Annotated in this window: 17 protein-coding genes and 1 pseudogene; 15 read left to right on the forward strand and 3 right to left on the reverse strand. The window is 62.9% G+C overall.

Features of this window, described 5'->3' with window-relative positions; genetic code table 11:
* The first annotated feature begins 42 nt into the window (after positions 1-42).
* From ubiU to JMN22_RS24505, 4 genes are read left to right on the forward strand one after another with little or no spacing between them, the layout of a single operon-like run.
* Positions 43-1038 (forward strand): ubiquinone anaerobic biosynthesis protein UbiU, encoded by a 996-nt coding sequence (gene ubiU / locus JMN22_RS24490; protein WP_030137659.1) that lies wholly within the window; start codon positions 43-45, stop codon positions 1036-1038.
* 10 nt (positions 1039-1048) lie between these two features.
* Positions 1049-1939 (forward strand): U32 family peptidase, encoded by an 891-nt coding sequence (locus tag JMN22_RS24495; RefSeq protein ID WP_198798243.1) that lies wholly within the window; start codon positions 1049-1051, stop codon positions 1937-1939.
* Positions 1933-2403, forward strand: a complete 471-nt coding sequence (gene ubiT, locus JMN22_RS24500; protein WP_198798242.1) for a ubiquinone anaerobic biosynthesis accessory factor UbiT — start codon at positions 1933-1935, stop codon at positions 2401-2403. Before JMN22_RS24495 ends, ubiT begins: the two co-directional genes overlap by 7 nt.
* Complete coding sequence (locus JMN22_RS24505) at positions 2403-2768, forward strand: putative zinc-binding protein (protein ID WP_198798241.1); 366 nt, start codon at positions 2403-2405, stop codon at positions 2766-2768. The genes ubiT and JMN22_RS24505 overlap by 1 nt, the downstream gene beginning before the upstream one ends.
* Before the next feature lie 330 nt (positions 2769-3098).
* Here JMN22_RS24505 and JMN22_RS24510 read toward each other — a convergent pair whose 3' ends face one another.
* The 3 genes from JMN22_RS24510 to JMN22_RS24520 all read right to left on the reverse strand — a co-directional run bounded on the left by JMN22_RS24510 (position 3099) and on the right by JMN22_RS24520 (position 6492).
* Positions 3099-3776 (reverse strand): Crp/Fnr family transcriptional regulator, encoded by a 678-nt coding sequence (locus tag JMN22_RS24510; RefSeq protein WP_030137655.1) that lies wholly within the window; start codon positions 3774-3776, stop codon positions 3099-3101.
* Positions 3777-4048: 272 nt separating this feature from the next.
* Entirely contained in the window at positions 4049-4696 is a 648-nt protein-coding gene (gene narL / locus JMN22_RS24515) for a two-component system response regulator NarL (protein WP_030137654.1), read from the reverse strand.
* Complete coding sequence (locus JMN22_RS24520) at positions 4693-6492, reverse strand: HAMP domain-containing protein (protein WP_198798240.1); 1800 nt, start codon at positions 6490-6492, stop codon at positions 4693-4695. The genes narL and JMN22_RS24520 overlap by 4 nt, the downstream gene beginning before the upstream one ends.
* Positions 6493-6801: 309 nt before the next feature.
* Between JMN22_RS24520 and JMN22_RS24525 the strand changes: the two genes are divergently transcribed.
* The 11 genes and pseudogenes from JMN22_RS24525 to JMN22_RS24580 all read left to right on the forward strand — a co-directional run bounded on the left by JMN22_RS24525 (position 6802) and on the right by JMN22_RS24580 (position 23189).
* The gene (locus JMN22_RS24525; RefSeq protein ID WP_198798239.1) at positions 6802-8103 is read left to right on the forward strand and encodes an MFS transporter; all 1302 of its coding nucleotides are present in this window, start codon (positions 6802-6804) and stop codon (positions 8101-8103) included.
* Positions 8081-9478, forward strand: a complete 1398-nt coding sequence (locus JMN22_RS24530; protein WP_030137651.1) for a NarK family nitrate/nitrite MFS transporter — start codon at positions 8081-8083, stop codon at positions 9476-9478. The genes JMN22_RS24525 and JMN22_RS24530 overlap by 23 nt, the downstream gene beginning before the upstream one ends.
* A gap of 64 nt (positions 9479-9542) precedes the next feature.
* Positions 9543-13316, forward strand: a complete 3774-nt coding sequence (locus JMN22_RS24535) for a nitrate reductase subunit alpha (protein WP_198798238.1) — start codon at positions 9543-9545, stop codon at positions 13314-13316.
* A gap of 1 nt (position 13317) precedes the next feature.
* Positions 13318-14856, forward strand: coding sequence for a nitrate reductase subunit beta (narH, locus tag JMN22_RS24540; protein WP_198798237.1), 1539 nt, complete (start codon positions 13318-13320; stop codon positions 14854-14856).
* Between the two features lie 2 nt (positions 14857-14858).
* A complete protein-coding gene (gene narJ, locus JMN22_RS24545; protein ID WP_198798236.1) occupies positions 14859-15614 on the forward strand; it encodes a nitrate reductase molybdenum cofactor assembly chaperone in 756 nt (251 codons plus the stop codon).
* The gene (gene narI / locus JMN22_RS24550; protein ID WP_198798235.1) at positions 15607-16287 is read left to right on the forward strand and encodes a respiratory nitrate reductase subunit gamma; all 681 of its coding nucleotides are present in this window, start codon (positions 15607-15609) and stop codon (positions 16285-16287) included. Before narJ ends, narI begins: the two co-directional genes overlap by 8 nt.
* A 10-nt stretch (positions 16288-16297) precedes the next feature.
* Entirely contained in the window at positions 16298-17251 is a 954-nt protein-coding gene (locus tag JMN22_RS24555) for a peptidylprolyl isomerase (protein WP_198798234.1), read from the forward strand.
* Between the two features lie 25 nt (positions 17252-17276).
* Entirely contained in the window at positions 17277-18269 is a 993-nt protein-coding gene (gene moaA / locus JMN22_RS24560) for a GTP 3',8-cyclase MoaA (RefSeq protein ID WP_198798233.1), read from the forward strand.
* A gap of 290 nt (positions 18270-18559) precedes the next feature.
* Positions 18560-20764: pseudogene (locus JMN22_RS24565) on the forward strand (ribonucleoside triphosphate reductase).
* A complete protein-coding gene (locus JMN22_RS24575; RefSeq protein WP_030137642.1) occupies positions 20761-21456 on the forward strand; it encodes an anaerobic ribonucleoside-triphosphate reductase activating protein in 696 nt (231 codons plus the stop codon). Before JMN22_RS24565 ends, JMN22_RS24575 begins: the two are co-directional and overlap by 4 nt.
* Before the next feature lie 113 nt (positions 21457-21569).
* Positions 21570-23189 (forward strand): methyl-accepting chemotaxis protein, encoded by a 1620-nt coding sequence (locus tag JMN22_RS24580; RefSeq protein ID WP_198798232.1) that lies wholly within the window; start codon positions 21570-21572, stop codon positions 23187-23189.
* Positions 23190-23452 lie beyond the last annotated feature (263 nt).

Below are 23452 nucleotides of genomic sequence, written 5' to 3' on the forward strand. Positions count from 1 at the left end.
GCTAGACTGGCGGCGCCCTTAGTTTCCTCACGAGGATGCCCCATGCAACTGGTTTGCCCGGCAGGGAATCTGCCAGCCCTCAAAGCGGCGGTGCGCCAAGGCGCCGATGCCGTTTATGTCGGCTTTCGCGATGACACCAATGCCCGGCACTTCGCCGGGCTGAACATGGATGACAAGCAGTTCGACGCAGCGGTCGCCCATATTCGTCAGCATCAACGCAAGCTGTACGTGGCGGTCAATACGTATCCGCAGCCCAAGGGCTGGGAGCGCTGGCAGCGGGCGGTGGACCGCGCCGCCGATTTCGGCGTGGACGCATTGATCGCCGCCGACCCCGGCGTGCTCAGCTACGCCAGCCAGCGTCATCCTCGACTGGCGCTGCACCTTTCGGTACAAGGCTCGGCCACCCACGCGGCGGCGCTGGCGTTCTACGCGCAGCGCTATGACATTCGTCGCGCCGTGCTGCCGCGGGTGTTGTCCCTGGCCCAGGTCCGGCAGGTGGCGGCGGGCAGCCCGGTGCCGATCGAGGTCTTCGGTTTCGGCAGCCTTTGCATCATGGCCGAGGGCCGTTGCCACTTGTCTTCGTACATCACGGGCGAATCGCCGAACCTCTGCGGCGTCTGTTCGCCGGCCAAGGCGGTGCGCTGGAGCGAGGACGCCGATGGCTTGAGCGCCCGCCTGAGCGAAGTGCTGATCGACCGCTACACCCCGGAAGAACCGGCCGGCTATCCGACATTGTGCAAAGGCCGCTTCCTGGTGGGCGGCAAGCGCTTCCACGCCCTGGAGGAACCCACCAGCCTCGACACCCTCGACCTGCTGCCGGAACTGGCGGCCATCGGCGTCGAAGCGGTGAAGATCGAGGGCCGCCAGCGCAGTCCGGCCTACGTCGAGCAAGTGACCCGGGTCTGGCGCGCCGCGCTGGATGCCCATCAGGTCGCGCCGCAACGCTTCCGCGTGCGGGAAGAATGGCGCCAGGTGCTGGCCGGTCTGTCCGAAGGCAGCCAGACCACCCTGGGCGCCTACCATCGATCATGGCAATGAGGGAGGCCTGATGAAACTCAGCCTGGGACCGGTCCTGTTCTATTGGGACAAAGCGCAATTGGGAAATTTCTACGCAGAGATGTCGGCCTTGCCGCTGGACGTGATCTACCTGGGGGAAACCGTCTGCTCGAAACGCCGGGCCTTCTCGCTGGATCAATGGTTGGGCCTGGGGCGCGAGCTGCAGGCGTGCAGCCAGGCGCAGATCGTGTTGTCGAGCCTGACGCTGATCGAGGCGGCCTCGGAGCTGTCTTCGCTGCGCCGCTTGTGTGACAACGGCGACGTGTTGGTGGAAGCCAATGACATGGGCGCCGTGCAGTTCATGGCCGAACGCAAACTGCCTTTCGTGGGCGGTCCGGCGCTGAACCTGTACAACGGCCACGCCCTGGGGCAACTGCTCGACAGCGGCATGATTCGCTGGGTGCCGCCGGTCGAATGCTCGGCGGCGCTGATCGCCGATGTGCTGGAACAAGTGCGGGACATGGACCGTGATCTGCCGGAAGTGGAAATCTTCGCCTACGGTCATTTGCCCTTGGCCTACTCAGCGCGCTGCTTTACCGCCCGCGCCGAAAACCGGCCCAAGGACGACTGCCAATTCTGTTGCATCAACTACCCCGACGGCCTGGCATTGAGCAGCCAGGAAGGGCAGCAGTTGTTCACCCTCAACGGCATCCAGACAATGTCGGGCGAGGTGACGAACCTGCTCGCCGATTACCCCGCGCTGGCTGCCTGCGGCGCCGACGTGCTGCGCCTCAGCCCCCGCGCCCAAGGCATGGCCGACGTGGTCACGGCCTTCGACAAGGTCCGCCAGGGCGAGGCACCACCGCTGTTCGTGGACGGTTGCAATGGTTATTGGCACGGCCACGCCGGCATGTTGAAAGTAGAGGAGGCGGGCCTGTGCTGAGTCCGAAGAAGTGGGTGCTCAAAAGTGCGGATCGCTTGCTGCCGCTGGTGGGCAAGGTGCCGTTCGTGGTGCAGCGGCTGGCCTTGCAACAGGCGCTCAACCGCTGCCTGGCCGAGCCGCTGCGCGAGGGCGGGTTCGAGGTACTGCGCGATCGTTGGTTATGTCTGCGGGTGCTTGATCTGAAGTTGTGCTGGTACCTGACCCTCGGCCGCGACGGCCTGCGCATCGCCGAACGGGCCGAGGCGCAGGTGTCCATCAGCGGCAACTGGCGGGAGTTCCTGTTGCTGGCCAGTCGTCAGGAAGACCCGGACACGCTGTTCTTTCGGCGGCGGTTGGTGATCGAGGGCGACACCGAGTTGGGGCTGGCGCTGAAGAACCTGATAGACAGTCTTGACCCGGATGTCCTGCCGCCGTGGCTCTGGCGCAATCTGGAGCGGGCGGGCAAAGGGCTGGCGACCGTGTGATGAAAACCTCTGACGCGCTTCCCTTGGTGTATTCGTGTTCCGGTTGCTCGAACGTGGCGCAACTGGCCAACACCGTTGCGCTGCGCCTGGACCGTGCGGGCCTGGCGGAGATGTCATGCATTGTCGGGGTGGGCGGGCAGGTGCCGCCGCTGGTCAACAAGGCGCGTTCGGGGCGGCGGATCGTTGCGTTGGACGGGTGTCCGTTGCAGTGCGTGCAGGCTTGTCTGCGATTGCAGGGTTTGACGGCGGATGTGCATGTGATCCTCAGCCAGCTGGGGTTGCGCAAGCGGTTTGGGGTCGATTGCGGTGAGTCTGAGATGGAGCTGGTGTTTTCGCGGGTGGTTGGGTTGATGGATGTGGGGTAGGTATGCCCCCCGACTCTTGATAATCGCCGCTCCCACATTGGATCTTCAGCAGCCACAAAATTCATGCACACCACCGCCCCACTGTGGGAGCGAGCCTGCTCGCGAAGAGGCCCGTACAGTCAGCATCTTCATTGACGGTCATGCCGCCTTCGCGAGCAAGCCCGCTCCCACACGGGATCTTCAGCGGCCACAAACTCGATGCACGCCACCGCCCCACTGTGGGAGCGAGCTTGCTCGCGAAGAGGCCTGTACATTCGATATCTTCATTGACTGTTGCTCCGCCTTCGCGAGCAAGCTCGCTCCCACAGGGGAACTCGGTCCGCCTCACGACTACTGCTGATAGGCCTCCAAGTCATCCTCGGACAAGATACGAATCTGCCGCCGCTCCATGGCAATCAACCCCCCATCCACCAACCGATGAAGAATCCGCGAAAACGTCTCCGGCTGGATCCCCAATTTGGAAGCCACCAGCCGCTTCGATACCTGCAACACCACCTGGCCATCACGCGGATCACGCTCCTGCAGCAGGAAGTTGATCACCCGCCGACTGGCACTGGCCAAGGTCAGGTTATCGATGTCCTTGAGCCGCTGATGCAAATGGATGCTCATGCTCGCCAGGATCGCCAGGCAGACCTTGGGTTGGTCTTCCAGGGCCTTGCGGTAATGGGTGCCCTCGATACTCACCAGCACGCTGTCCTTGATCGCCGACGCGCTGACCGGGTAGCAACGGGCCTGGCTGAACAGCAGGGCTTCGGCGAAGGTCTGTCCGGGCTGGATGATTTCCACCAGGTTTTCCTGGCCCTCGCCGGTGACCCGGAAGAGTTTGATCTGGCCGCTGACCAACAGGAAAAACCGCTTGGCGGGATCGCCCTGGTGCATCAGCGTGCTGTTGCAGGGCAGTCGCTTGAGCACGGCGAGGTTGCACACGTCTTCGAAGACCCGCTCCGGCAATTGGCTGAACAGGTGATGACGTCGCAACAGTAGAACGATGGAAGGGTGGGTCAGCATGGCGTACCTCCGCGTGCCGTCATGGTAGAGCCCAAGGCCCCGCCGGCCTATGCCTCGGCAGGCCTACCTCGGAAGAGGGATGGGGATTCACTGTTGACGCGGACCTGTGGCGAGGGAGCTTGCTCCCGCTGGGTTGCGCAGCAACCCCAAAAAGGCTGAAATGCGATCGATCTGACCCACCTCAGCGGCTGAACCAGGGGCTGCTGCGCAGCCCAGCGGGAGCAAGCTCCCTCGCCACGGGGTGTGTGTTAATTCAATGAGCTCCAGAGGGTTCAGCCCGCCCCACGCAAATGCTCCATCGCCCAAACCGCCGCTTCGACCCGCGAACGCAAGCCTAGCTTGTGCAGCAGGTTCTTCACGTGCACCTTCACCGTGCCTTCGGTAATGCCGAGCTTGTGGCCGATGACCTTGTTGCTGAAACCGCCGGCGATGGTCCTCAAAACCTGGCGCTCACGTTCGGTCAGTTCCACGTCGGCCTGGCGTGGCGGCGAGCGCAGGGCCTGGGCCATGACGCGGGTCAGGCCGGGGCTGATCACCAGGGCGCCGTTGAGGGCGTCGCGGATGTATTGGATCAGCAACTCGGGTTCCATGTCCTTGAGCAAATAACCGTTGGCATCCAGGCGCAGGGCGTCGCGGATGTCGTCCTCGGCGTCGGACACGGTGAACAGCAGGACCTTGCCGGTGTAGTCCATCGCCCGCAGGCGGCGCAGGGTCTCGATGCCGTTCATCTGCGGCATGTTGTTGTCCAGCAGCACCAGGTCAGGCTTGAGCGGTTCGATCAGCGCGAGGGCTTCTTCGCCATGGCTGGCTTCACCGACGATGTGCAGATCGTCTTCGAGTTCGAGCATCTGGCGGATCCCGCGACGCATCATCGGATGGTCGTCGACCAGCAGCAGGGTGTGGCGCAAAGGGGCGTTCATGTTGCGATGCCTTCGGAGTGATGGCCCAGGAATTCCGGTTGGAAGCGCACCTGGAGACGGGTGCCCTGGGGCGTTCGAGAGAGTATGTCGAGTTGGCCGCGCAGGCTGCGGGCGCGTTCGTTCATGATGTTCAGGCCGTGGTGTTCGCGCTGGTCCACTTCGCCGCTGAAGCCCCGGCCGTCGTCCTCGATGGACAGGCGCACGGTCTCGCCTTCCTGGCGCAGTTCGAGCCAGGCGTTCTCGGCATGGGCATGACGCAGGCAGTTGGACAGGGCTTCGCGGGTGATCTGCAGGATGTGGATCTGCTCGCTGGCCGACAGCTCGAAGGCCAGGGTGTCAATGAACAGGTGCACGTGGAAATCGCCGCGGTTGGAGAACTCCTCGGCAGTGTCCTTGAGTTCCTGCACCAGCCCGTCGTCGCGGATCTGCAAACGGAAGGTGGTGAGCAATTCGCGCAGTTGGCGATAAGCGTTGTTGAGGCCCTCACGCAGTTCGCCGGTGACGTTTTCCAGGGTCTGCACCGGTTCGCCGCGACGCATCAGGGTCTGCATGCGGCTGACTTGCAGTTTCATGTACGACAGGGCCTGGGCCAGGGAGTCGTGCAGCTCCCGAGCAATGATGGTGCGCTCGTCGAGCAGCAGCAGGCGATGGTCCTGTTCGCGCTGGCGCTTGAGGGACAACGTTGTGCCGATCAGGTTGGCCAAGGCCTGGATCAGCGCGATTTCCCAGGGCTGCGCGGCATGGCCGTCGACAAAATGCGCCTTGAGTTCACCCAGCTCGGTGCCCTGGTTGCTGATGCTGAAAGCCTGCGGGCGCGCGGCGTTGTGTTTGTGGCAACTGGCGCAATCGCTGGTGGCGCAGACTTGGCGGCTGGCGGCACCATGCAGGGCCAGCAGGTGCCGGGCCGGTGCTTGTAGCTGTCCTTGCAGGCACAGCGTCAGGCGCAGGCCAGGCAGGCGCTGCTGGAAGCGCCGGATCAACTCATCCAGGCCTTCGGCATTGGCCTGGCGTGTCGCCAGGCTGCGGCTGCTCTGGTAGAGCAATTCAAGGGCGGCGTTGGCCTGTTGCAGGTTCAGGGTCTTTTGCTGCACCTGGGCTTCGAGGGTGCGGTGGGACTCCTCGATGGTCTCGGCCATGGTGTTGAAACTGGTCGCCAACTGGCCCAGCTCATCCTCGGACTGGTGATTGACCCGCACCTGGAATTCGCCACGGCGAAAACGCTGGGTGGCGTCCACCAGTTCTTGCAGCGGCATGACCACGCCGTACTGCAATTCATACAGGCCGATCAGCAGGATGATCATGGTGCTGAACAACGCGATGCCCTGGATCGCCTGTTGCCAGCCTTGTTTGTGTTCGCTCTGGCGCTGCAACAGGGTGACGAACTGGTCCAGTTGCTCGACGAAGGAGTTGGCGCTCGCTTGGAAAAACGTCGAGTCGCCGCGCTCGATGGCGGGGCGCAAGGTCTGGTTCCAGCGCTGCATGAGGTCGCGATAGCTCTTGTGCAGCGAGGTTTCCGGTCCGTCTTCCAGCACCACGCGCAGGGCCGGGCTGTCGAGGCGTTGCTGCAGGCTGTCGACGACCGAGGGGATGTCACCGGCGTCACCCGCCGCGAGTTTCCAGCTCAGGTGGTAGGTCTCCATGCGTACGGAGCCGGCGGTATTGATAGCCGCCGCGTCGCCCTGGCTGAACCAGGCGATCAGTCCGGCGCTCAAGGAACTGGCCAGGGCGAGAATGGCGATGAGGATCACCGCCAGCCCGGCGCGAGCGGGCAGGGAGCTGCGCAGCCAACGCATCATGGACGCTGGCTCCTGGAGAAAATCGGTAGACCGAGCATCAAGCGCGCCCTGGGTCGTGGGGTGTTGCAGCCGATCCTGGGCGCACTACCTCTAAAGAGTTGTCGGCCGTTCCGTTTCCATAAAAGCCTTGGCCGACTTGCTCAAGACATTGATAAACAAAGGGTTCTATCGATATCAGGATCTACCTCCTTGGAGGTAGACGGGCCAAGCATAGGCCAATGCCCCCTTGGCGCTCGTTGATCCAGGTCAAGTTTTCGCGGGGTAGGCATCACTAGTCTGCGCTCAACGAATTGACTGGGGTGCAGCGTAATGCGAGCGCAAGTGCAACAAGGGCTGGTACTAGGGATGAGTACCCTGGCCTTCACCGTGTGCTTCATGGTCTGGATGATGTTTGCCGTGCTCGGCGTTCCGATCAAGGAACTGCTGGCCCTCAACGAAACACAATTCGGCCTGTTGGCCGCCACGCCGGTGCTCACCGGTTCACTGGTGCGCTTGCCCCTGGGCCTGCTCACTGACCGCTTCGGCGGACGCATCGTGTTCTTCCTGCTGATGTTGTCCTGCGTGTTGCCGCTCTATTTGATCACCCTGGCCACGGCTTACTGGCAGTTCCTGGTGCTGGGCCTGTTCGTCGGCCTGGCCGGCGGCTCGTTTTCGGTGGGCATTGCCTACGTTGCCAAGTGGTTCGACAAACACAACCAGGGTTTTGCCATGGGCGTGTTTGGCGCAGGCAACGCCGGTGCCGCGGTGACCAAGTTCCTCGCGCCGGCCTTGATCGCGGTGGGTACATGGCACCTGGTGCCGAAGGTGTTCAGCGCGATCCTGTTCATCACTGCATTACTGTTCTGGTTTCTCACCGCCGAGAAAAAAGAACACCGCAGTGCCGGCGGCGCCACGCTGCGTGAGCAACTCAAGTCGCTGAAAGATCCTGCGGTGTGGCGCTACTGCCAGTACTACTCGATCGTCTTCGGCGGCTACGTGGCCCTGGCGTTGTGGATGACCAAGTACTACGTGCAGGAATACGGTTTCAGCCTGCAAAGCGCGGCGCTGCTGGCGGCGTGTTTCTCCCTGCCGGGCGGCGTGCTGCGGGCCGTCGGCGGCTGGATGTCCGACCGTTGGGGCGCCCAGAGCGTGACTTGGTGGGTGCTTTGGGTGAGCTGGATCTGCCTGTTCCTGCTGTCCTACCCGCAAACCCAACTGCAAGTGCAGACCGTCAACGGCATCGTCGATTTCCACATCGGCCTCAACGCCACGCTCTTCACCGTGCTGCTGTTCGTGATGGGCATCGCCTTCGCGTTCGGCAAGGCCTCGGTCTTCAAATACATCGCCAATGACTACCCGCAGAACATGGGCGCGGTGTCCGGCATCGTCGGCCTGGCCGGCGGCCTGGGTGGTTTCGTGCTGCCGATCATGTTCGGCGCCCTGGTGGACCTCACCGGCGTGCGCTCGTCCTGCTTCATGTTGCTCTACGGCGTGGTCTGGGTCTCGTTGATCTGGATGTACCTCAGCGAGGTGCGCAAGCGCCCGTTGCTGGGCAAACAACCGCCGGCCAGCCAATCCCCGTTTTCCAGCATTGCCCAAGGAGAAGAACATGTCCGTTCTGCAAACGCCTGAAAAAGGCCCGGTCATTCATGACTGGCGCCCGGAAGACCCGGCCTTCTGGGGCCGCAGCGGCAAACAGACCGCCCGGCGCAACCTGTGGATTTCCATCCCGGCGCTGCTGTTGGCCTTCGCCGTGTGGATGGTCTGGAGCACGGTGATCGTGCGCCTGAACGCCATCGGCTTCAGCTTCAGCACCGACCAGTTGTTCTGGCTGGCGGCATTGCCGGGGCTGTCCGGCGCGACCTTGCGCATTTTCTACTCGTTCATGGTGCCGATTTTCGGTGGCCGTCGTTGGACAGCCCTGAGCACCGCATCCCTGTTGATCCCGGCACTGTGGATGGGCTTCGCCGTACAGGATTCGTCCACGCCCTACAGCGTGTTCGTGTTGATCGCGCTGCTGTGCGGTTTTGGTGGCGGCAACTTCGCCTCAAGCATGTCCAACATCAGCTTCTTCTACCCGAAGTCCCAACAGGGCACCGCCCTGGGCCTGAACGCCGGGCTGGGCAACCTCGGCGTGTCGGTGATGCAGTTTTGCGTGCCGCTGGTGATTTCCTTCGGTGTGTTCGGCTTCATGGGCGGCCAGCCGCAGGTGTTGGCCGATGGTAGCTCGCTGTGGTTGCAGAACGCGGGTTTCATCTGGGTGCCGTTCATCCTCGCCGTGACCCTGATTGCCTGGTTTGGCATGAACGACCTGTCCAGCGCCCGGGCTTCGTTCAGCGAACAGGCGGTGATTTTCAAGCGCAAGCACAACTGGCTGATGTGCTGGTTGTACCTGGCGACCTTCGGCTCGTTCATCGGTTTCTCCGCCGCGTTCCCGCTGCTGATCAAGACCTCGTTCCCGGAAGTCATCGCCCTTAAATTCGCCTTCCTTGGCCCATTGGTGGGCGCCCTGGTACGGCCGCTGGGCGGCTGGCTGGCGGACAAGCTCGGTGGCGCGAAAGTCACCCTGTGGAACTTCGTGTTGATGATCGTGATGGTCTTCGGTGTCCTGCACTTTCTGCCAAAAGGCGGTGAGGGCGGCAGCTTCTACGGCTTCCTCGGCATGTTCATGTTGCTGTTCATCACCACCGGCGTGGGCAACGGTTCGACCTTCCGCATGATCCCGGTGATCTTCCGCACCCTGCATGAGAAAGCCGCCCTCGGCAAAAAGCCCGAACAGCGCGAGCAAGCCCTGAAGAATGCCGGCAAGGAATCCGCGGCGGTGCTGGGTTTCAGCTCGGCCATGGGCGCCTTCGGAGCCTTCTTCATCCCCAAATCCTTCGGCACTTCGATGGCCCTGACCGGCGGCCCGGAGATGGCCTTCTACATGTTCGTCGGCTTCTACCTGAGCTGCATCGTGGTGACCTGGTGGTGGTACGCCCGCAAAGGCGCGGCGACACCTTGCTGAACAAATTCGAATATTGCGTGGGCGGGGCGCAGACCCCGCGGAGCAAGCCTGAGAGGAAGACACTGTGAGTCATTTACTGGATCAACTGCGGTTCTTCAACCGCAAGCAAGGCGAGTTTTCAGACGGCCATGGCGAGACCCGCAAGGAGTCCCGCGACTGGGAGAACGTCTACCGTTCCCGTTGGCAGTACGACAAGATCGTGCGTTCCACCCACGGGGTGAACTGCACCGGTTCGTGCTCGTGGAAAATCTACGTCAAGAACGGCCTGATCACCTGGGAAACCCAGCAGACCGACTACCCGCGCACCCGCAACGACTTGCCCAACCACGAGCCACGCGGCTGCCCTCGTGGGGCGAGCTACAGCTGGTACATCTACAGCGCCAACCGCCTCAAGTACCCGAAGATCCGCAAGCCCTTGCTCAAGCTGTGGCGCGAAGCCCGGCAGACCCTGCCGCCTGTCGAGGCGTGGGCGAGCATTGTCGAGAACAAGGCCAAGGCCGACTCGTACAAGAGCAAGCGCGGCATGGGTGGCTTCATCCGTTCCAACTGGGAAGAAGTCAACGAGATCATCGCCGCCGCCAACGTCTACACCATCAAGGAACACGGCCCGGACCGAGTGGTCGGCTTCTCGCCGATCCCGGCCATGTCGATGGTCAGCTACGCCGCCGGCTCGCGTTACCTGTCGCTGATCGGCGGCGTATGCTTGAGCTTCTACGACTGGTATTGCGACTTGCCGCCCGCCTCGCCGATGGTCTGGGGCGAGCAGACCGACGTGCCGGAATCGGCCGACTGGTACAACTCCAACTACATCATCGCCTGGGGCTCCAACGTCCCGCAGACCCGCACCCCCGACGCACACTTCTTCACCGAGGTGCGCTACAAGGGCACCAAGACCGTGGCGATCACCCCCGACTATTCGGAAGTCGCCAAGCTCACCGACCTGTGGCTCAACCCCAAGCAGGGCACGGACGCTGCGCTGGCCCAGGCCTTCAACCATGTGATCTTCAAAGAATTCCACCTGGACAAGCCGAGCGCCTATTTCACCGAATACGCCAAGCGCTACACCGACCTGCCGGTGCTGGTGATGCTCAAGCCGATGCTCGGCGTGGCGCCGGGTTCGGGTTACCAGCCGGACCGTTTCCTGCGGGCCAGCGACCTGACCGACAACCTCGGCCAGGACAACAACCCGGAATGGAAAACCATCGCCCTGGACGCCAACGGCGAACTGGTTTCGCCTCAAGGTTCCATCGGGTATCGCTGGGGTGAGAAGGGCAAGTGGAACATCCTGCCCCGTGAAGGCGGCGAAGGCCGCGACATCGACCTCAAGCTGAGCCTGATCGGCGGCGACGTCGCCGAGGTGGCGTTCCCGTATTTCGCTGGCGAGTCCCAGGAATACTTCCAGCACGTGGCCGGCGATGCGGTGCAATACCGTCGCGTGCCGGTGCACAGCGTGGTGCTGGCCGACGGCAGCGTGGCGAAAGTCGCCACCGTGTTCGACCTGTCGGCGGCCAACCTGGCGATCGACCGTGGCCTCGGTGGCGCCAATGTCGCCAAGGATTATGACGACGCCTCGGTGCCCGGCACCCCGGCCTGGCAGGAGCAGATCACCGGTGTGAGCCGCGAGAAGGCGATCCAGATCGCCCGCGAGTTCGCCGACAACGCCGACAAGACCCGTGGACGCTCGATGATCATCGTCGGTGCGGCGATGAACCACTGGTACCACATGGACATGAACTACCGTGGGCTGATCAACATGCTCATGCTCTGCGGTTGCGTCGGCCAGACCGGTGGCGGCTGGGCCCACTATGTCGGCCAGGAAAAACTCCGTCCGCAATGCGGCTGGCTGCCCCTGGCCTTCGGCCTGGACTGGAACCGTCCGCCACGGCAGATGAACGGCACCAGCTTCTTCTACGGCCACAGTTCGCAATGGCGCCACGAGAAGATGAGCATGCACGATGTGCTCTCGCCCTTGGCGGACAAGTCGCAGTTCCCCGAGCACGCCCTGGACTACAACATCCGCGCCGAACGCGCCGGTTGGTTGCCCAGCGCGCCACAGCTCAACACCAACCCGCTGCACATCTGCCGTGATGCCGCCGCCGCTGGTCTTGATCCGAAGGAGTACGTGGTCAAGTCGCTGCAGGACGGTTCCCTGCGCTTTGCCTGCGAACAGCCGGACAGCCCGGTGAACTTCCCGCGCAACATGTTCATTTGGCGTTCCAACCTGCTCGGGTCATCGGGCAAGGGCCACGAGTACATGCTCAAGTACCTGCTCGGCACCAAGAACGGCGTGATGAACGAAGACATCGGCCAGGTCGGCGACTGCAAGCCTACCGAGGCCGAATGGGTCGACGAGGGCGCCATCGGCAAGCTCGACCTGGTGACCACCCTGGACTTCCGCATGTCCTCGACCTGCGTGTATTCCGACATCGTCTTGCCGACCGCGACCTGGTACGAAAAAGACGACATGAACACCTCGGACATGCACCCGTTCATTCACCCGCTGTCCGCAGCCATCGATCCGGCCTGGGAGTCGCGTTCGGACTGGGAAATCTACAAGGGCATCGCCAAGGCGTTCTCGGCCATGTCGGTCGGTCACCTCGGTGTCGAGAAAGACCTGGTCACCGTGCCGTTGATGCATGACAGCGTCGGCGAACTGGCCCAGCCGTTTGGCGGCACCGACTGGAAGAGCGCCGGGGTGGCGCCGCAACCGGGCAAGAACGCGCCGAACCTGCAAGTAGTCGAGCGCGACTACCCGAACATCTACAAGCAGTTCACCTCCCTCGGCCCGATGCTGGAAAAACTCGGCAACGGCGGCAAGGGCATCAACTGGAACACCGACACCGAAGTGAAATTCCTCGGTGAGCTGAACCACAAGGAAGTCGACGCGGGCATCAGCCAGGGCCGGCCAAAAATCGACAGCGCCATCGACGCCGCCGAAGTGATCCTGTCCCTCGCACCGGAAACCAACGGCCATGTCGCGGTGAAAGCCTGGGCGGCGCTGTCGGAATTCACCGGCATCGACCACAGCCACCTCGCCGTGTCGAAAGAGCACGAAGCGATTCGCTTCCGCGACATCCAGGCCCAGCCGCGCAAGATCATCTCCAGCCCGACCTGGTCCGGCCTGGAAGACGATCACGTGAGCTACAACGCCGGCTACACCAACGTCCATGAGTCGATCCCATGGCGCACCATCACCGGTCGCCAGCAGTTCTACCAGGATCACCCGTGGATGCAGGCGTTCGGCGAGCAACTGATGAGCTATCGGCCACCGGTCAACACCCGCACCATCGAAGGCGTGAAAGGCAAACGCAGCAACGGCCAGCCCGAGATCGTCCTGAACTGGATCACCCCGCACCAGAAATGGGGCATCCACAGCACCTACAGCGACAACCTGCTGATGCTGACCTTGAGCCGTGGCGGACCGATTGTCTGGCTCTCGGAAATCGACGCCCAGCGCGCCGGGATCGAGGACAACGACTGGATCGAATGCTTTAACGCCAACGGCGCGCTGACCGCCCGGGCGGTGGTCAGCCAGCGGGTCAAGGAAGGCATGGTGATGATGTACCACGCCCAGGAGCGGATCGTGAACGTACCGGGGTCGGAAACCACCAAGACCCGCGGCGGCCACCACAACTCGGTGACCCGCGTGGTGCTCAAACCCACCCACATGATCGGCGGCTACGCCCAACAGGCCTACGGCTTCAACTATTACGGCACGGTCGGTTGCAACCGCGACGAATTCGTCGTGGTGCGCAAGATGGTCAAGGTCGATTGGCTCGACGGTTCCAGTGGCGATGATCTGCCGCGTCCACTGCCGACTGATATCGAGGAGAACTGAGATGAAGATTCGCTCACAAATCGGCATGGTCCTGAACCTGGACAAATGCATCGGCTGCCACACCTGCTCGATTACCTGCAAGAACGTCTGGACCAGCCGCGAAGGCATGGAATACGCCTGGTTCAACAACGTCGAATCCAAGCCGGGCATCGGCTATCCCAAGGAGTGGGAAAACCAGGACAAGTGGAAGGGCGGCTGGGTCCGCAACGCCGACGGCTCGATCAACCCGCGCATCGGCGGCAAGTTCCGGGTGTTGGCGAACATCTTCGCCAACCCCGACCTGCCGAGCCTGGACGATTACTACGAACCGTTCGACTTCGACTACCAGCACCTGCACACCGCACCGCTGGGCGAGCACCAGCCCACCGCGCGACCACGCTCGGTGGTGTCCGGCAAGCGCATGCAGAAAATCGAATGGGGCCCGAACTGGGAAGAAATCCTCGGCACCGAATTCGCCAAGCGGCGCAAGGACAAGAACTTCGACAAGATCCAGGCGGACATCTACGGCGAGTACGAAAACACCTTCATGATGTACCTGCCGCGCCTGTGCGAGCACTGCCTGAACCCGGCGTGCGCGGCGTCGTGCCCGAGCGGGGCGATCTACAAGCGCGAGGAGGACGGCATCGTCCTGATCGACCAGGAAAAATGCCGCGGCTGGCGCATGTGCATCAGCGGTTGCCCGTACAAGAAAATCTACTTCAACTGGAAAAGCGGCAAGTCGGAAAAATGCATTTTCTGCTACCCGCGCATCGAAGCCGGGATGCCGACCGTTTGCGCCGAGACCTGCGTGGGCCGGATCCGTTACCTCGGCGTGCTGCTGTATGACGCCGACCGCATCAGCGAAGTGGCAAGCACAGCCAATGAGCAGGACCTGTACGAGAAACAACTGGAGATCTTCCTCGACCCGAACGACCCGGCGGTGATTCGCCAGGCCCTGGCCGATGGCGTGCCGCAGTCGGTGATCGATTCGGCGCAGCGTTCGCCGGTCTACAAGATGGCCGTGGATTGGAAACTCGCACTGCCGCTGCACCCGGAATACCGCACCTTGCCGATGGTCTGGTACGTGCCGCCACTGTCGCCGATCCAGAACGCAGCCGCCGCCGGCACCGTGGGCATGAACGGGGTGATCCCGGACGTCGACAGCCTGCGCATCCCGCTGCGTTACCTGGCGAACATGCTCACCGCCGGCGATGAGAAACCGGTCAAGCATGCCCTCAAGCGTCTGCTGGCGATGCGCGCTTACAAGCGTTCGGAACAGGTGGATGGCGTACAAGACCTGCAAGTGCTCGCCGACGTTGGCCTGAGCGTGAACCAGGTGGAAGAGATGTACCGCTACCTGGCGATTGCCAACTACGAAGACCGTTTCGTCGTGCCAAGCGCCCACCGCGAAGATGCCATGAGCGACGCATTTGCCGAGCGTTCCGGCTGTGGCTTCAGCTTTGGCAGCGGTTGCAGTGGCAGCTCGGACACCAACATGTTCGGTGGCAAGAAGGCCAACCGCCGTGACGTGATCAAAACCGTCCAGTTGTGGGAGGAATGAGCATGCGCATTCTCAAGGTGATTTCGTTGCTGCTCGACTACCCGACCGAAAACCTGGTGGCCGGACGCGACGAGCTGGAGCAGGCGATCGTGCAGGCGCGGGAAATCAGTCCCGCCCAGCGCGCCGGGTTGTTCGAGCTGCTGGAGTTGATCTGCGGCCAGGACCTGATGGACGGCCAGGAGCACTACGGCGCGCTGTTCGGCCGCGGTCGTTCGTTGTCGCTGTTGTTGTTCGAACACGTCCATGGCGAGTCCCGCGACCGGGGCCAGGCTATGGTCGACATGATGGCCCAGTACGAAGAAGCCGGGTTTGCCATCGGCATCAAGGAGCTGCCCGACTACATCCCGTTGTACCTGGAGTTCCTCTCCACCCGCGAAGACCTCGAGGCCCGCGAGGGCCTGGCCGACGTCGCGCATCTGCTGGCCTTGCTGGCGGCGCGCCTGGACGAACGGGAAAGTGCCTACGCCAGTTGTTTCCGGGCCTTGTTGCAAATCGCCGGGGCCGAACCCCAGGCGGCGGTGGCCGAGATGCTTGAACAAGTGAAGGCCGAGACCCGCGACGATTCCCTCGAAGCCCTGGACAAAGTCTGGGAAGAAGAGGCGGTGGATTTCATGAAGGCCGAGCAGCAAGACCGTTGCAGCTCGATGCCGAGCGCGCCGGGCCGGGCCCGGGAAGAAAGTGCAGTGCCGCTGCACTGGGTGGATTTTCAGCATGAAGGGCTGGCCGCCGCGCCGGCCGGGGAGGTGGGCAATGTCTAAATGGGATCTGTTGTTGTTCGGGGTCTATCCGTATGTCGCCCTGGCGATCTGCCTGATCGGCAGTTGGGCGCGGTTCGACCTGTCCCAGTACACCTGGAAGGCCGGTTCGAGCCAGATGCTCAACAAGCGCGGCATGCGCGTGGCGAGCAACCTGTTCCATGTCGGCGTGCTGTTCGTGCTGGCCGGGCACTTCGTCGGGCTGCTGACGCCTTCGGCGGTTTATCACCACTTCCTGAGCACCGAGAACAAGCAGTTGCTGGCGATGGTTTCCGGCGGTTTCTTCGGCGTCCTGGGGCTGATCGGTTTGCTGATGTTGCTCAACCGCCGCCTGACCGATCCACGGGTTCGCGCCACCTCCAACACCTCGGACATCCTGGTGCTGGTGGTGTTGCTGGTGCAATTGGTGCTGGGCCTGATGACCATCGTTGCATCCACCGCGCACATGGACGGTTCGGTGATGGTGATGCTGGCGGACTGGGCACAGAACACCGTGCTGTTGCGTCCGGTTGAAGCCGCGACCTCGATGGCGCCGGTGGGCCTGGTCTACAAGCTTCACGTGCTGTTGGGCCTGACCCTGTTCGTGCTGTTCCCGTTCACCCGCCTGGTGCACATCGTCAGTGCGCCGGTCTGGTACCTGGGGCGTCGTTATCAAATCGTTCGGCAGAAGTTCTGAGGAGAAGATCATGGCGAGTGGATGCGGATGTGGTGGCGGTAGTGGTGGCGGCGGTTGTGGTTCCTCGGCGAAAGTCGCGCCGATAGTCGATATCGAACCGGTGGGGGCGGTGGCGTTCGAGCCGGCCCAGGCCGAGCAGGCAGTGGCGGATGAAGCGCCACAGTTGATCGCCAGCAGTGAGCAGGAGTGGCCGATCATCAGCGTCAACGGGGTGTCGATCGCCCCGCAGGCGATGGCCCAGGAACTGCAATATCACCCGGCCGAAAGCCGTGAGGAGGCGGTCTACCAGGCCGCCCGTGCCCTGGTGATCCGTGAATTGCTCCAGCAACGCATCGCCGAGCTTGGCCTGGCGTTGCAGGTCGGTGCCGGTGAAAACGAAGAGGAAGCGGCGACGCGGCTGTTGCTCGAACGTGAGGTGCAGGTGCCACAGTGCGACGAGGCTACGTGCCTGCATTACTACGAGAGCAATCGCGCGCGTTTCCATAGCGCGCCATTGCTGGCGGTGCGGCACATCCTGCTCGAATGCGCGCCGGACGATGCCGAGGCGCGCAGCCTGGCCCATGTACAGGCCGAGTTGCTGCTGGAACGGCTCGATCAGTTCCCCGGCAGCTTCGCCGAGTTGGCGCTGAAGTATTCGGCGTGTCCGTCCAAGGAACAGGGCGGCTCGCTGGGGCAGATCAGCAAGGGCCAGACCGTGCCGGAGCTGGAGCGCCAGTTGTTCACCCTGCCGGCGGGCCTGGCGAGCAAGCCGCTGGAAAGTCGTTATGGCTGGCACGTGATCAGCATCGACCAGCGCATCGACGGCCAGCCGTTGCCGTATGAGGCGGTGGCGACGGCGATTCGTACCCAGTTGCAGCAGGGCGTTTGGCAAAAGGCGCTGGTGCAGTACCTGCAAACCCTGATCGGTGCGGCGGATATTCGCGGCATTCATCTTCAGGGTGCCGACTCGCCGCTGGTGCAGTGAACAGCGGCTCAACCGGGAGGTACGCATGAACGCGGTGTTGCAGGATGGATTTGGGCGCCAGATCGATTATTTGCGGATGTCGGTGACCGATCGTTGTGATTTTCGTTGTGTGTATTGCATGGCGAAAAACATGACCTTCCTGCCGCGCCAGCAAGTCTTGACCCTGGAAGAGTTGCAGCGCCTGGCGCGGTTGTTCGTCGGCCTGGGGGTGAAGAAGATTCGCCTCACCGGCGGCGAGCCGCTGATCCGGCCGGGCATCGTCGGGCTGTGTCGTGACATCGCGGCATTGCCCGGCCTGCGGGAGCTGGTGATGACCAGCAACGGCTCGCAGCTCGGACGTTTGGCCCGGCCGCTGGTGGATGCTGGCGTCAAGCGGATGAACATCAGCCTCGACAGCCTCGACGGCGAGCGTTTCCGGGCCATCACCCGCAACGGCGATCTGGATCGGGTGCTGGCCGGCATCGAGGCGGCAACCGGCGCGGGATTCGAGCGGATCAAACTCAACTGTGTGGTGATGAAGGGGCGCAACTTCGATGAGGTGCCGGCGTTGGTGCAGTACGCCATCGACCGGCGCATCGACATCAGTTTCATCGAAGAGATGCCCCTCGGCGACGTGGGGCGGTCCCGGGGTGAGTCGTTCTGTTCCAGCGATGACGTCCGGGCCGAGATCGCCCGTCATCATCGCCTGCTCGACAGTGCCGAGAGCAGCGGTGGACCGGCGCGCTATGTGCGTCTGGAACGCCACCCGGATACACGGATCGGTTTCATCTCGCCCAACACCCACAACTTCTGCGCCAGTTGCAATCGGGTGCGCATGACGGTCGAAGGGCGCTTGCTGTTGTGCCTGGGGCAGGAGAACTCGCTGGATCTTCGGGGCTTGTTGCGGCGGTATCCGTTGGATGACCAGCCGATCGTTCAATCGATCAAGCAGGCACTCAAGGGCAAGCCCTTGCAGCACGACTTCAGCCCTGGCGGGGAAGTGCAGATCGTGCGGTTCATGAACATGAGCGGTGGCTGAGGATGGCGGGCTTTTGTGGCGAGGGGATTTATCCCCGCTGGGGCGCGTAGCGGCCCTAAATGCAGTCAACCCAGTGTGTCAGGCAGGTTAAAGTTGACTGCTTAGGGGCTGCTGCGCAGCCCAGCGGGGATAAATCCCCTCGCCACGGTTTTCGGTGCTCACGAAAGAGCTTTCCAAGCTGTGGTCCTTCTTGACATCAGTCAATTTTAAGCAATCCCTTCAGACGTATCCTCCACTGCATATTGTGTCTTAAAGATAAATAACACCTATATGTAGTATCTGGAGCGAAAATGCAGAGCACGTTGATCTCAGTAGGGTGTAACCGCTTGCACAAGCGCGATGGCAGTGTGGTCGCCTTTGACGCGGACAAGATCCGCCAGGCGTTGATCGCCGCCGGCAAGGCCACCGGTGAATACGCCGAAGCCGAGGCCGAAGGCTTGCTTGAGGCAGTCTTGGCGAGATTGGAAGGGCAGACGCGCTTGAACGTCGAGCAGATCCAGGACCGCGTCGAGCGGGTGCTGATGGACGCCGGGTATTTCCTGTCCATGCGCGCCTACATCGTCTACCGCGAGCAGCACGGGCGCCTGCGCCGGGACCGCCGTACGCTGGTGGAAGTCGCCACGTCGATGAACGAATACCTCGATCGCGAAGACTGGCGCGTGCAGGCCAACGCCAACCAGGGGTATTCTCTGGGCGGGTTGATCCTCAACGTGTCGGGCAAGGTCACCGCCAACTACTGGCTGGACGAGGTCTACAGCCAAGCCATCGGCGAGGCGCACCGCGAGGCGGATTTGCATATCCACGATCTGGACATGCTCGCCGGCTACTGCGCCGGCTGGTCCTTGCGCACCTTGCTGCACGAAGGCCTCAACGGCGTACCCGGGCGGGTCGAGGCCGGGCCGCCCAAGCATTTGAGCAGCGCCCTGGGGCAGATGGTGAATTTCCTCGGCACCCTGCAAAACGAATGGGCCGGCGCCCAGGCGTTCAGTTCGTTCGACACCTACCTGGCGCCGTATGTGCGCAAGGACAACCTCAGCTACGACGACATCCGCCAGTCATTGCAGGAATTCATCTACAACCTCAACGTGCCGTCGCGCTGGGGCACGCAAACGCCGTTCACCAACCTCACCTTCGACTGGGTCTGCCCACAGGACCTGCGGGAACAGATCCCGGTGATCGGCGGCGAAGAAATGCCGTTCGCCTACGGTGACCTGCAAGCGGAAATGGAGTTGATCAACCGCGCCTATATCGAGGTGATGCAGGCTGGCGACGCGAAGGGCAGGGTGTTCACCTTCCCGATCCCGACCTACAACATCACCCATGACTTTCCTTGGGACAGCGAGAACGCCGACCGCTTGTTCGAAATGACCGCCCGCTACGGCTTGCCGTATTTCCAGAACTTCCTCAATTCGGACATGCAACCCAACCAGGTGCGGTCGATGTGCTGCCGCTTGCAACTGGACGTGCGCGAGCTGCTCAAGCGCGGCGGTGGCTTGTTCGGCTCCGCGGAACAGACCGGTTCCCTTGGCGTGGTGACGATCAACTGCGCGCGCCTGGGCTACCTGTACAAAGGCAACACCAGCGGGCTGCTGCAACGCATCGATACCCTGATGGAACTGGCGAAGGAGAGCCTGGAGGTCAAGCGCAAGGTCATCCAACATCACATGGATGCCGGTTTGTACCCGTACACCAAGCGTTACCTCGGCACCTTGCGCAATCACTTTTCCACCATCGGCGTGAACGGCCTCCACGAAATGCTGCGCAATTTCACTGATGACCAGGAGGGCCTGCACACCGAACAGGGCCGGGCCTTCGCGCTGAAACTACTGGACCACGTGCGCGCCACATTGCTGCGTTTCCAAGAGGAAACCGGCCACCTCTACAACCTCGAAGCCACGCCCGCCGAAGGCACCACATATCGCTTCGCCAAGGAAGACCTCAAGCGCTATCCCGACATCCTTCAGGCCGGCAGCCCGGTCGCGCCTTACTACACCAACTCGTCGCAGTTGCCGGTGGGCTTCACCGAGGATCCGTTCGAAGCCCTGGAGCTGCAAGACGAGCTGCAATGCAAGTACACCGGCGGCACCGTGTTGCACCTGTACATGGCCGAGCAGATTTCCTCGACCCAGGCCTGCAAGCAACTGGTGCGCAAGGCGCTGGGGCGTTTCCGCCTGCCGTACCTGACCATCACGCCGACCTTCTCCATCTGCCCGGTGCACGGCTACCTGGCCGGCGAACACGAGTTCTGCCCGAAATGCGACGAGGCCTTGCTGTTGCAACAACAGCACCAAGGCACCGTTCACTGAATCCATCGACCGCAAGGAGCTTTATCCATGAGCGCAGTACAAACGATTCCACAGGCACAGCGTCAACGTTGCGAAGTCTGGACCCGAGTCATGGGCTATCACCGCCCGGTGGCGGCCTTCAACCCGGGCAAGCAATCCGAACACCGCGAGCGGGTGCACTTCACCGAACGCGCGGCCGGGCGTCCATGAGTCGAGTGCTACGGGTTGGGGGCATGGTGCCCCTGACCACCCTCGATTATCCCGGCCAACTGGCCTGCGTCCTGTTCTGCCAGGGTTGTGCCTGGCGTTGTCGTTATTGCCATAACCCGCAACTGATCCCGCCACGCGGCAGCGAGGAAGTGGAGTGGTGTCGGGTGCTGGCGTTCCTCCAACGTCGCCAGGATCTGCTCGACGCCGTGGTGTTCAGCGGCGGCGAGCCGACCTTGCAGGACGGCCTGGCTGCGGCCATGGACGAGGTGCGGCAGATGGGTTTTCGCATCGGCCTGCACAGCGCCGGTATCAAGCCAGCGGCTTTCGCCAAGGTGGTCGGACAGGCCGATTGGGTCGGCTTCGACATCAAGGCCTTGCCCGAGGACGCCCTGGACGTGACCCGGGTCGAAGGCAGCGGCGCGGCGAACTGGCGCAGCCTCGACCATCTGCTGGACAGCGGCGTGGACTATGAATGCCGGACCACCGTGCATTGGCACCTGTTCGACCCCGACCGACTGCTGGCCCTGGCCCGCCGCTTGAGCGAGCGGGGCGTCAGTCGTTTTGCCGTGCAGTTGGTACGCACTGCGCGGATGCTCGACCCCCACCTTTCCAGCGTTTCGGCACACGCCTTGCAGCCCGAGCTGTGGGCCGCCCTGCGCGAGTTGTTTCCCTCGTTCGTTCTACGCAGTTGAGCGACAGCGGGAATCCATCATCGACAGCGGCCCGGGATGTCCGGGCCACACTTTTTCCAATGGTTTTCAAATGCGCTGCCAGTCGGCAGGTAGTTGAACAGGGAGCATTTGACATGACCAGAATCACCACTGCCCAACGTATCGTGATCGGCTTTGCCATCGCGCCACTGGCGTTGATCGCCCTGGCACTGTACGCCTTGAACGACTTGGCGATGCTGCGTGACCAGGCGGTGCAGATCGTCCGGCAGGATTGGCCGAAGATCGATCCGATCATGGCCATCGCCACGGGCGTGCGCGACAACGCCAGGAACACCCGGGACCTGTTGATCGACAAGAACAACACCCAGGTCCAGCAATCCATCGACACCACCCGCCAGCGCATCACCCAGGCTTTTGCGACGCTGGAGCCGCTGTTCGACCAACCCGAAGGCAAGGCCGCCTACGCCGAGTTGAAGAAGCGCCGCGAGGCCTACGTGGCCGCGTTCGTCCAGGTGCAGGCGCTGATCCGCCAGGGCGCGACGGACGAGGCGATGACGCAGCTCAAGCAGGGCGTGATCCCGGCGGAGCTTGAGGTGTACAAGAGCCTTGAAGTGATGATGGCGATGCAAGGCAGGATTTTTGGCGAGCGCGAACAACTGGCCCAGGCGCGCTATAGCGAGGCGCGACGCAACATGCTCGCGTTGGTGCTGGCCTGCCTGGCCGTGGTGAGCACCGTCGCGCTGCTGGTGACGCGCAGCGTGACCCGTCCGCTCGGCGGCGAACCCAATGATGCGGCGCGGGTGCTGAGCCACATCGCCCGTGGCGACCTGACGATCCGGGTGCCGGTGGGCATCGGGGCGAACGACAGCGTCATGGGCAGCATGCACGATATGCAGCAGAGCCTGAATACGATGGTCCGGCAGATTGCGGCGTCGGTGGATCGGGTCGCCAGTTCGTCCGAGGAGTTGAGCGCGGTGAGCAGCCAGACCAACAGCACCTTGCAGTTGCAAGGCCAGGAAATCGAACAGGCCGCGGCGGCGGTGAACCAGATGACCGCGGCGGTGGATGAAGTGGCGCGCAACGCCGTGAGCACCAGCGAAGCCTCGCGACTCTCCGAGCAGACCGCCCAGCGCGGCAGGGAGCAGGTCCAGGAAACCGTGGCGTCGATCCATGCCTTGGCCGACGGCGTGAGCGACACTTCGGGACGAATCCAGCAACTGGCGGGACGCGTCCAGGACATCAGCTCGGTGCTGGACGTCATCCGTGGCATTGCCGAACAGACCAACCTGCTGGCGCTCAACGCGGCCATCGAAGCGGCCCGGGCCGGGGATGCCGGACGCGGGTTCGCGGTGGTGGCCGACGAGGTGCGGGCCCTGGCCCATCGCACCCAGGACTCGACCCGGGAAATCGAAGACATGATCGGCAACATCCGCCAGGACAGCGAGCAGGCCGTCAGCGCCATGCAAGGCAACAGCGAACGGGTGCGGACCACGCTGCAAGTGGCCCAGCGCTCGGGCGAGGCACTGGATGAAATCGCCCGCTCGATCTCGCAGATCAACGAGCGCAACCTGATGATCGCCAGCGCCACGGAACAACAGGCGCTGGTGGCCCGCGAGGTGGACCGCAACCTGGTGGGCATCCGCAACCTCTCCGAGCAGGTGCTGCTCGGTGCGCGTCATACCGACACGGCGGGCCAGGATTTGGCGCAGATGGCCGGGTCGCTGCATGAGACGGTGGCGCGGTTCAAGGTGTAGCCCTTGTAGCACCGGGCTTGTGTGAGAGCGAGCTTGTGTGGGAGCGGGCTTGCTCGCGAAAGCGGTGGGTCAGTTTGCACATGTTTTGAATGTGCCGACGCCTTCGCGAGCAAGCTCGCTCCCACATTGGCTTTGTGTTTGAGCCTGGAAATGGTGGACGCCGCAAATCCCTGTGGGAGCGAGCCTGCTCGCGAAGGCGGTGGGTCTGTTTGAATTAAGTTGGATGTGCCGACGCCTTCGCGAGCAAGCGCGCTCCCACAATA

Origin of the sequence: Pseudomonas sp. HB05 (genome assembly GCF_016756915.1) — a bacterium.
In the GTDB taxonomy this organism is placed as follows: Bacteria; Pseudomonadota; Gammaproteobacteria; order Pseudomonadales; family Pseudomonadaceae; genus Aquipseudomonas; species Aquipseudomonas alvandae.